The 10,363-nt window shown below is 72.1% G+C and carries 8 protein-coding genes; 2 read left to right on the forward strand and 6 right to left on the reverse strand.

Features of this window, described 5'->3' with window-relative positions; genetic code table 11:
* Positions 1–57 precede the first annotated feature (57 nt).
* The 3 genes from pruA to JK361_RS27205 are packed head-to-tail and all read right to left on the reverse strand — an operon-like array spanning position 58 to position 2,787.
* Positions 58–1,689, reverse strand: a complete 1,632-nt coding sequence (pruA, locus tag JK361_RS27195; RefSeq protein WP_201822629.1) for an L-glutamate gamma-semialdehyde dehydrogenase — start codon at positions 1,687–1,689, stop codon at positions 58–60.
* Positions 1,690–1,727: 38 nt separating this feature from the next.
* The gene (locus JK361_RS27200) at positions 1,728–1,868 is read right to left on the reverse strand and encodes a hypothetical protein (RefSeq protein ID WP_201822631.1); all 141 of its coding nucleotides are present in this window, start codon (positions 1,866–1,868) and stop codon (positions 1,728–1,730) included.
* Positions 1,861–2,787 (reverse strand): proline dehydrogenase family protein, encoded by a 927-nt coding sequence (locus tag JK361_RS27205; protein WP_201822633.1) that lies wholly within the window; start codon positions 2,785–2,787, stop codon positions 1,861–1,863. The genes JK361_RS27200 and JK361_RS27205 overlap by 8 nt, the downstream gene beginning before the upstream one ends.
* 182 nt (positions 2,788–2,969) lie before the next feature.
* Here JK361_RS27205 and JK361_RS27210 point away from each other — a divergent pair, with 182 nt between their 5' ends.
* Complete coding sequence (locus JK361_RS27210; protein WP_201822635.1) at positions 2,970–4,232, forward strand: PucR family transcriptional regulator; 1,263 nt, start codon at positions 2,970–2,972, stop codon at positions 4,230–4,232.
* 117 nt (positions 4,233–4,349) lie between these two features.
* Here JK361_RS27210 and JK361_RS27215 read toward each other — a convergent pair whose 3' ends face one another.
* Both JK361_RS27215 and JK361_RS27220 read right to left on the reverse strand, forming a co-directional pair.
* Positions 4,350–6,119 carry an FAD-dependent monooxygenase gene (locus JK361_RS27215; protein ID WP_236053619.1) on the reverse strand — a complete coding sequence of 590 codons (1,770 nt, stop codon included), beginning with the start codon at positions 6,117–6,119 and terminating at the stop codon, positions 4,350–4,352.
* A 103-nt stretch (positions 6,120–6,222) separates the two neighbouring features.
* Positions 6,223–6,807, reverse strand: a complete 585-nt coding sequence (locus JK361_RS27220) for a TetR/AcrR family transcriptional regulator (RefSeq protein ID WP_201822637.1) — start codon at positions 6,805–6,807, stop codon at positions 6,223–6,225.
* A gap of 96 nt (positions 6,808–6,903) precedes the next feature.
* On the opposite strand from JK361_RS27220, the gene JK361_RS27225 reads away from it, so the two are divergent.
* A complete protein-coding gene (locus JK361_RS27225) occupies positions 6,904–8,442 on the forward strand; it encodes an MFS transporter (RefSeq protein WP_201822639.1) in 1,539 nt (512 codons plus the stop codon).
* 94 nt (positions 8,443–8,536) lie between these two features.
* On the opposite strand, the gene serA is transcribed toward JK361_RS27225, so the two are convergent.
* Positions 8,537–10,126 carry a phosphoglycerate dehydrogenase gene (serA, locus tag JK361_RS27230; RefSeq protein ID WP_201822640.1) on the reverse strand — a complete coding sequence of 530 codons (1,590 nt, stop codon included), beginning with the start codon at positions 10,124–10,126 and terminating at the stop codon, positions 8,537–8,539.
* Between the last annotated feature and the right edge of the window lie 237 nt (positions 10,127–10,363).

Consider the following 10,363-nt stretch of genomic DNA (forward strand, 5'->3'; position numbering starts at 1 on the left):
GGCCGGGAAGCCTGCTCGGCGGCAGGCGTCCCGGCCCGTGTTCGGGGGGGCTGAGGATCAGCCCATGTGCGGGTACGCGTAGTCGGTCGGCGCGACCAGGGTCTCCTTGATGGCGCGGGTCAGCGTCCAGCGGAGGAGGTTCTGGGGGGCACCGGCCTTGTCGTTGGTGCCGGAGGCGCGGCCGCCGCCGAAGGGCTGCTGGCCGACCACGGCGCCGGTCGACTTGTCGTTGATGTAGAAGTTGCCCGCGGCGAAGCGGAGCTTCTCCATCGTGTACGCGGCCGCGGCGCGGTCGTTGGAGATGACCGAACCGGTGAGGGCGTAGTCCGACACCGACTCCATCTGGGTCAGCATCTCGTCGTACTTCTCGTCCTCGTAGACGTACACGGCGAGGAACGGGCCGAAGTACTCGGTGGTGAACACCTCGTTCTCCGGGTCGGTGCACTCGACGACGGTCGGGCGGACGAAGTAGCCGACCGAGTCGTCGTAGGTGCCGCCCGCGACGATCGTGCAGGTCGGGTCCTCCTTGGCACGGTCGATCGCGGCCTTGTTCTTGGCGAACGAGCGCTCGTCGATCACGGCGCCGAGGAAGTTCGACAGGTCCGTGACGTCACCCATGGTCAGGTAGTCGACCTCGGCCGCGAACTCCTCCTTGAAGCCCGAGTTCCAGATGGAGGCCGGGATGTAGGCGCGGGAGGTGGCCGAGCACTTCTGGCCCTGGTACTCGAAGGCACCGCGGGTCAGGGCGGTCTTCAGCACGGCGCGGTCGGCGCTCGGGTGGGCGACCAGGAAGTCCTTGCCGCCGGTCTCGCCGACCAGACGCGGGTAGGAGCGGTACTTCTCGATGTTGTTGCCGACCGTCTTCCACAGGTACTGGAAGGTCTTGGTCGAGCCGGTGAAGTGGATGCCGGCCAGGTCGCGGTGGTTCAGCGCGACCTCGGAGACGGCGATGCCGTCGCCGGTGACCAGGTTGATGACGCCCTTCGGCAGGCCCGCCTCCTCCAGCAGCTGCATGAGCAGGACGGCGGCGTGGGTCTGGGTCGGGGACGGCTTCCAGACCACCACGTTGCCCATCAGGGCGGGGGCGGTGGGCAGGTTCGCCGCGATCGCCGAGAAGTTGAACGGCGTGATCGCGTAGACGAAGCCCTCCAGCGGGCGGTGGTCCAGGCGGTTCCACACGCCCGGGGAGTTCGCCGGGGGCTGCTCGGCCAGGATCTGGCGGGCGTAGTGGACGTTGAAGCGCCAGAAGTCGACCAGCTCACAGGGGCTGTCGATCTCCGCCTGCTGGGCGGTCTTCGACTGGCCCAGCATCGTCGAGGCGGCGATGGTCTCGCGCCACGGGCCCGACAGCAGCTCGGCGGCGCGCAGGATGATCGCCGCGCGGTCGTCGAAGGACATCGCGCGCCAGGCCGGCGCGGCGGCCAGGGCCGCGTCGACGGCGTCCTGCGCGTCCTGCCGGGTGGCGTGCCGGCCGGTGCCGATGACGGCCTTGTGGTTGTGCGGCTGGACCACCTGGAAGGTCTCGCCGCCGCCCAGCCGCTTCTCGCCGCCGATGGTCATCGGCAGGTCGATCGGGTTCTCGGCCAGCTCCTTGAGCTTGACCTCCAGGCGGGCGCGCTCGGGCGAGCCGGGGGCGTAGCCGTGCACCGGCTCGTTGACGGGGGTGGGGACCTGGGTCACAGCGTCCATGAGATCCTTGACTCCTTGTACGTGAGCGGGTGTTCGGGTCAGCCCTTGGTGATCATGCTGCGGACGAAGAACCGCAGGTTGGCCGGCTTCTCAGCCAGGCGCCGCATGCCGTGCTCTCCCGGGGGACGGCCCCCGGACAGCCGGCCGAAGCCGCGGCACAGCCTCGTTTCGTCAGCCACGGCTGATCATGCTCCTCAGGAAGAACCGCAGGTTGGCCGGCTTCTCCGCCAGGCGCCGCATGAAGTAGCCGTACCAGTCGGTGCCGTAGGCGGTGTAGACGCGCATGCGGTGGCCCTCGGCGGCCAGCCGGAGGTGCTCCTCGCCGCGGATGCCGTAGAGCATCTGGAACTCGTACTCGTCGAGCTTACGGCCGGCCTTGTGGGCCAGCTCCTGGGCGATGGAGATCAGGCGCGGGTCGTGCGACCCGATCATCGGGTAGCCCTCGCCCTCCATCAGCGTCTTCAGGATGCGCACGTAGGCCTTGTCGATCTCGTGCTTCTGCTGGTAGGCGACCTCGGCGGGCTCCTTGTAGGCGCCCTTGACCAGACGGACGCGGCTGCCGGACTCCGCCAGCCGGCGGGCGTCGGCCTCGGTGCGGAAGAGGTAGGCCTGGATGACGCAGCCGGTCTGCGGGAAGTCCTTCCGCAGCTCCTCGTGGATGGCGAACATCGAGTCCAGGGTGGTGTGGTCCTCGGCGTCGAGGGTGACGGTCGTACCGATGGCCGCGGCGGCCACGACGACCGGGCGGACGTTCGCCAGGGCCAGCTCGTGGCCGCCCTCCAGCGCCTGCCCGAACATCGACAGCTTGACCGACATCTCGACCCGCTCGCCGAGCTCCAGCTCCTTGAGGTGGTCGATCAGCGCCAGGTAGGCGTCCCGGGCGGCGGCGGCCTGCTCCGGGGTGGTGATGTCCTCGCCGACGACGTCCATCGTCAGCTCCAGGCCCTTGGCCGTCAGGTCCTTGACGATCGGGACGATGTCGGCCACGGTCTCGCCGGGTATGAAGCGGTCGACGACCTGCTTGGTCACCGGGGCCGCCGAGATAAGGCGTCGCATCCGGTCGCTGCGCGACGCGGCGAGAATCACGGGACCCAGCACGGGGCACCTCCACAGACAAGCACCAAATCGGCCATCACCCAACGATTCGGGTACGGCACGGAGAACCACCGTGAAACCTAAGGATCTCTCCGATCCTGGGCCATCGACAGCTGTCACGCATCCGTGCCCGGTATCTCAGACAGATGTATGAAGCACGCCGGGAAATGCGGGAGAATGCCCGAGTGGCGGCGGAATACAAGGCGGACTACCAGGAGCTGGTGGACGAGATCTCGGAGCTGCTGGGCGTCCCGGCGACCCTGGAGAACCGCGACTTCGAGCTGATCGCCTTCGGCGCGTACGACAGCGACGACGAGCTGGACGCCTCCGCGCTGGACCCGGTGCGCACCCGCTCGATCCTGACCCGCCGCTCCACGGCGACGGTCCGCACCTGGTTCGAGGGCTTCGGCATCACCCGCGCCACCGGCCCGGTGCGGATCCCGCCGAGCACGGAGGCCGGGGTCTACCGCGGCCGGATCTGTCTGCCGGTACGCCATCGGGGTGTCGTCCTCGGCTACGTCTGGCTGCTGGACGGCGATCCGGGGCCGACGGACCCGCAGCTGGCCGCCGCGATGCAGGTGGCGGGCCGGATCGGCGCGCTGCTCGCGGACGAGGCGGAGGCCGGGGCGGGGCTGAGCCGGGAGCTGCGGGCGGTGCTCACCGCGGAACGGGGCTGGCAGCGGGACATGGCGGTGGCCGACCTGCGCACCGCCCTCGGCCCCCGCGCCGACGGCCCCGTCACGCTGGTGTGCGTCGCCCCCTGGCCGTCGGCCGACCCGGACGACGCCCCCGCGGCCCGCACGATCCCGCACGCCGCGGCGCTGTGCACGCTGCCGTGGGGGGCGACGGGACAGAGCCTGGCGCTGCTGGTCCGGCTGCGGAGCACGGAGACGAGCACCCCCGCGCTGGCGGCCGCCGCGCGGCTGCTGAAGGAGGCCGAGGGGGCGCGCGGGGCGTCGGGCGGTGTGGCGCGCGGGGCGGGCGCCCGGGTGGCGGCGGCGGTCGCCGCGGGATTCACCGCGGAGGCCGGGGCCGGCGGATGCGCCGCGGGGGTCGGCGAGCCTCGCACCGGACTCGCCGAGCTGGACACGGTCTGGCAGGAGGCGTCGGCCGCCGCCCGCGCCGCGCTGGCCGAGTCGCGGTTCGGGCCGGTCGCCGAGTGGGCGCGGATCGGGGCGTACCGGCTGCTGACCGCGCTCCCGCCGGAGGCCGCGCACGACCGGGTGGTCGGCCCGCTCCTCGCCCCCGCGCACCGGGAACTGGCCCGGACGGCCGAGGTCTACCTCGACTGCGCGGGCCAGGCCGGCCGCACGGCCTCCGCGCTGGGCATCCACCGCCAGACGCTGTACTACCGGCTGTCCCGGGTGGAGCAGCTGACCGGCCTCGACCTGGACGACGGGGAGGACCGGCTGCTGCTGCACATGGCGCTGAAGCGGGCACGCCTGTGACCCCGCCCGGCTCACTGCCCGGCAGACGCCGAGCCGGTGATCGCGGCGAGGGCACGGCAAAGGGCGGTGCCGCTCGCATGGTGCTCGGCCGACGGACACGGCTGACCGCCTCCCGGGTCACTCCCCGGCACACCCCGAGCCGGTGATCGCGGCGAGGGCACGGCGCAGGGCGGTGCCGCTCGCGGGGTGCTCGGGCCAGCGGGCGCCGATGTGGCCGTCGGGGCGGACGAGCAGGGCGCCGCGCGGGCCGAGACCCCACGGGCCGGCGTGCTCCGCGGGAAGCGGCTCGACGCGCAGCGGCCAGGGGGCTCCGGGGTGCCGCGTCCAGCGGGCGGGATCCGGGGTGAGCAGGGTGAACCACTCGCCGCAGGTGTCGAGCGTCGAGCGGCCGGGCCCGAGCCAGAGGTGCGGCATACGACGGCCCGGCTCGGCGGTGGGGACGTAGTCCGTGCCGACGCCGGTGCCGGCGCCCGTCTCCTGGTCCTTGGCACCGGTGCCGGTGCCCGTCTCGCGGTCCGTGGCCATGCCGGGGCCGCCGCCCGCCTCCCGGTCCGTGGCGCCGGTGCCGGTACCCGTCTCCGTGCCCATGAAACCGTCGGTGCCGGTGCCCGTCGCCGGGTCCATGGCGCCATCCGTGCCGGCGGCGGTGCCCGTCCCGCGGTTCGTGGTCGTGTCGGTGCCGGTGAGGACGGCGGCGGAGCGGTAGGTGACGCCGAGTACCAGGCCGAGTTGCGCGAAGTACCGCTCCGACCAGGGGGTTTCAACCCGAGCCGAGTCCGCCGTACCGCTGCCGAGCTGGTCCTGGCGCCGGCTCTGCACCCGCCCCAGAAGCTGCGCGTTGGCCACCGCCTGACGGAGCGTCGCCTGGGCGACGGGTCGGCGTTCCGCCTCGTAGGTCTCCAGCAGGCCCGGTCCGGCCCAGCCGTGCACCAGCCCCGCCAGTTTCCAGCAGAGGTTGTGCACATCGGCGAGCCCCGCGTTCATGCCGAGCCCGCCGATGATCGGGACCGCGTGCGCGGCGTCGCCGGCCAGCAGGGTCCGCCCGTGGCGGAAGCGGTCGGCGACGAAGGCGTGCATCACCCAGTGCTGGACGCGTACCACCTCGGCCCGTACGCCCGCCCCCGGACCGAGGGCGCGCGTGACGATGCCGGACCAGTCGGCGTGCGCGGCGTCCTCGGGCGTGGGGCCGAACCAGGCCCAGCCGCCCTCGGGATAGAGCGGGGCGAAGGAGCCGTGCGCGGTGAAGTAGACCCCGGCGGGCTGCCGGGCGCGCCAGCTGCCGAGGTCGGCGTCGAACACGACGGTGGTGAAGCCGCCCAGCGCTCCCGGTCCGCTGGTGCCGATCCCCAGCAGGCGCCGGACCGTGGAGTTCGCGCCGTCGGCGGCGAGGACGTAACGGGCCCGGACGCGCGTTCCGGCGCCCTGCCCCCGGCCGGCGAGCCGGGCCACGACCCCGTCCGGCTCCTCGGTGAGCGCGACGAGTTCGGCCCCGAACCGGACCGGTGTGTCCGCCGCGCCGAGCAGCGTCGGCTCCAGCCGGTCCTGTGAGGTGACCACGCCGGTCACCGGGCTCTCGGGCACCGGCGTGTGAACCCCGACCATCGCCGCCGTGGCGAAGTCGGCGCCGTGCAGGGTGTCGCGGAAACGGACCCTGCCGTACTCCGGCGCGAACGCGCGAGCGGTGATGCGGTCGGCGAGTCCGAGCCGGCGGTAGATCTCCATGGACCGCAGGTTGACCAGCCGAGAGCGGGGGAAGGGCGACAGTTCCGCGTGCTTCTCGACCAGCAGGGCCGGCACGCCCCAGCGCGCCAGCAGCGCCCGGGCGGTCAGCCCGACCGGCCCACCGCCGACGATCAGCACCGGTGTCACGGTCTCCGTCACCGGCATCGCGAACACGGTTCCCCGAGCGAGGTCCGGCCCATGCGCTCACTCTTCCGCCCCCGGAGACCGGCCGCAACACGGCCGCCGGGCGCCGCCGCGGCGGGCCGCGTCAGTTCTCGGCGGCTTGCCCCATCATCCGCCGCAGGCCCTCCGTGAGCTGCTCGGCGGTGGTCGCCGAGCCGGGGTCGAAGAGCCACTGGACCATGAGGCCGTTGAGGAGGGTCTGGTAGAGGCGGCCCTCGGTCTCGATCGCCTCCTGGTCGAGGTCGTCCTCCGGGATGCCGCTGAACATGGCCGTGAGCCCCGCACGCCCGCCGCGCTGCGCCTCGGCCAGGAGCTTGCGCACCTCCTCCAGCCGCTCGTCCTGGAACATCAGCTCGAAGGTCAGGAGCCAGATCGGCCGCGACTCGGGCACGGTGCGGATGATGCTGGCCCACACCTCCTGGAAGCGCTCCAGCGATCCCGGAGGCTGCGTGACCTTCCCGCCGAGCCCCGGGTCGAACCGCTCCCCCACGCCCTCGATCAGCGAGATGTAGGCCTGGACCAGCAGCTCGGCCTTCGACCCGTAGTGGTAGCCGATCGAAGCCAGGTTGGTGCCCGACTCCTTGACGATGTCCCGCGCGGTCGTGCGCAGGAACCCCTTCTCCAGCAGGCAGCGCTTGGCGCCTTCGAGCAGATCCTCACGGTGTCCCATGCGATCACCCTACCCGGCGTCCATACAACTGTCCTAGACGGATGACTTATACTGTCGTTCTAGACAAGCGTTTAAGACGCCCGTACAGTTCTCGGCATGACGAACACGACGAGCACCACCCCCCTCGGCGCGGACGGCGCCGCCCCCCGCCGCGCCGGACGGCGTGAATGGACCGCCCTGGGCGTGCTGATGCTGCCGCTGCTGCTGGTCTCGATGGACGTCTCCGTCCTGTACTTCGCGGCTCCCGCGATCAGCGCGGACCTGCACCCGAGCGGCACCCAGCAGCTGTGGATCTTCGACGTCTACGGATTCGTCCTGGCCGGCATGCTGATGACGATGGGTTCGCTCGGCGACCGCATCGGCCGCCGCAAGCTCCTGCTCATGGGCGCCGCCGCCTTCGGCGCCGCCTCGCTCCTCGCCGCCTACGCCAACAGCGCCGAGACCCTGATCGCGGCCCGCGCGATCCTCGGCATCGGCGGCGCGACCCTGATGCCGTCCACGATGGCGCTGCTGCGCACGATGTTCACCGACCCCGCCCAGCGGGCGAAGGCGATCGGCCTGTGGTCCGGCGTGATGACCGCCGGTATCGCCCTCGGTTCGGTGATGAGCGGCATCCTGGTCGAGCACTTCTGGTGGGGCTCGGTCTTCCTGGTCAACCTGCCCGCGATGGTGCTGCTGCTCGTCCTCGGCCCGGTGCTGCTGCCCGAGTCGAAGAACCCCGAGCCCGGCCGCTTCGACTGGATGAGCGTCCCGCTGTCGCTGGCCGGCGTGCTTCCCGTGATCTACGGCCTGAAGGAGATCCCCTCCGAGGGCTGGCACCCGCAGTACGTCGTCTCGATCACCGTCGGTCTGCTCTTCACGGCCCTGTTCGTCCGCCGGCAGCGCACCAGCACCTCTCCGCTGATCCCGCCGGCCCTGCTCAAGGGCCACGGCTTCACCCCGGCGCTGGTCCTGAACCTCGTCGCGGCGTTCGCCATGCTGGGCTCGGCCATCTTCACCACCCAGTACCTCCAGTCGGTGCTCGGCAAGAGCCCGCTGGCGGCCGCACTGTGGAGCCTGCTGCCCTCGGTGTTCATCGGACTCGCCGGCCCCCTCACCGCGGCTCTCGTCCAGCGGGGCGTGAACCGGGGATACGTCGTCGCCGGCGGGTTCGTGACCATGGCGGCCGGCTTCTCCACGCTCACCTTCATCGGCACCGACTCGCTGTGGCTGGTGCTGGTCGGGGCCGGCGTCCTCGCCTGCGGCATGGTCGCGATCTCGTCGCAGCTGGTCGACATGGCCATGAGCACCGCCCCGGTGGAGCGGGCCGGCACGGCCTCCTCCCTGCTGGAGACCAGCACCGAATTCGGCGGCGCGCTCGGCATGGCGGTCCTCGGCTCCATCGGTACGGCGCTCTACCGCCACGAGATGCCGTCCACCGCTCCGGCGGGAGCCCGCGAGACCCTGGGCGACGCCCTCTTCACGGCCGCGCACCTGCCCGGCCGGGCCGGTGAGTCCCTGGTCGCCACGGCCCGGGAGGCGTTCACCACCGGCTTCCAGGGCGCGGCGATCGCCGGGGCGGTCGTGACGGCGCTGGCGGCGGTGGGCGCGGCGGTGACCCTGCGGAAGGCCGAACCCAGGGAGAACGAGCAGTAGAAGGACGGACCGGTACGGCAGAGGGCGGCCCCGGATGTTCCGGGGCCGCCCTCGCGTGCCGAGCGGGTCCGGGGGCGCAGCCCCCGGACGGAGATCAGACCAGGTTCACCGAGCGGGCCGACGTCGCACCGATCTCGGTGGCGACCTCGGCCAGCACACCGGGGGCCACCGTGTCGTCGACGGTCAGCACCGCCACCGCCTCGCCGCCCGCCGCCGCGCGGGCGACCTGCATGCCGGCGATGTTGAGCCCCGCCTCGCCGAGGATGCGGCCGACGGTGCCGACGACACCCGGACGGTCCTCGTAGCGCAGCACGACCATGTGGTCGGCGAGGGCGAGGTCCACGTCGTAGTCGCCGACCGCGACGATCTTCTGGACGTGCTTCGGGCCGGCCAGCGTGCCGGAGACCGACACCTCCTCGCCGGTGCCCAGCGTGCCGCGCACGGTCACCACGTTGCGGTGGTCGGCCGACTCGGAGCTGGTGGTCAGCCGGACCTCGACACCGCGCTCCTGCGCGAACAGCGGCGCGTTGACGTACGACACGGTCTCGTCGACGACATCCTCGAAGACACCCTTGAGCGCGGACAGCTCCAGCACCTTCACGTCGTGCTGGGTGATCTCGCCGTAGACCTCGACGTCGAGGCGGACCGCGACCTCACCGGCGAGCGCGGTGAAGATCCGGCCGAGACGCTCGGCGAGCGGCAGGCCCGGCTTGACGTCCTCGGCGATGACCCCGCCCTGGACGTTGACGGCGTCCGGCACCAGCTCACCGGCGAGGGCGAGGCGGACGGAGCGGGCGACGGCGATACCGGCCTTCTCCTGCGCCTCGTCCGTCGACGCGCCCAGGTGCGGGGTGCACACGACCTGGTCCAGCTCGAAGAGCGGGGAGTCGGTACAGGGCTCCTTGGCGTACACGTCGAGGCCGGCGCCGGCGACCCGGCCCTCCTTCAGCGCCGCGTACAGCGCAGCCTCGTCCACGATGCCGCCGCGGGCCGCGTTGACGACGCGCACGCTCGGCTTGACCTTGCGCAGCGCCTCGTCGCCGATCAGGCCGAGGGTCTCGGGGGTCTTGGGGAGGTGGACGGTGATGAAGTCGGAGACCTCCAGCAGCTCGTCCAGCGACAGCACCTTGACGCCCATCTGCGCGGCCCGCGCGGGCTGCACGTAGGGGTCGTAGGCCACGACCTTCATGCCGAAGGCGGACATGCGCTGCGCGACCAGGGCGCCGATGCGGCCGAGGCCCACGACACCGAGGGTCTTCTCGGCCAGCTCCACGCCCGTGTACTTGCTGCGCTTCCACTCGCCGTTCTTCAGCGCGGCGTTGGCCTGCGGGATGTTGCGGGCGGTGGCGAGGATGAGACCGCAGGCCAGCTCGGCGGCGGTCACGATGTTGGAGGTGGGGGCGTTGACGACCATCACGCCGGCCTTGGTGGCGGCGGAGACGTCCACGTTGTCCAGGCCGACACCGGCCCGGGCGACGACCTTGAGCTTCTTCGCGGCGGCGACTGCCTCGGCGTCGACCTTGGTGGCCGAGCGGATCAGGATCGCGTCCACGTCGGCGATGGCCGGGATCAGCTCGGAGCGGTCCGCTCCGTTGCAGTGCCGGATCTCGAAGTCCGGACCGAGTGCGTCGACGGTGGCAGGCGACAGCTCTTCAGCGATGAGTACGACGGGTTTCGAGCTCACGTGAGTCCTCACATGTGCGATGCGGACGGCCGTCCCGACGGCCGCAGGCGGAGGAGGGGGGCTAGCCGCGGAAGACGCACGACGCTGTGGGCCTGACGCGTGTTGTGCAGCAGTGTAGTGGCGTGGCGGGGGCCGTATTGCGCCACCGCGGAAGGATCACCCGTCCGGGGCTGGACGGGGTGGACAACAGGGGCCGGAGCTGTCCGCCCCGGCCCCTGTCATGAGGCTTACGCCTCC

This window comes from Streptomyces musisoli (assembly GCF_016741855.1).
Classification (GTDB): Bacteria; Actinomycetota; Actinomycetes; order Streptomycetales; family Streptomycetaceae; genus Streptomyces; species Streptomyces musisoli.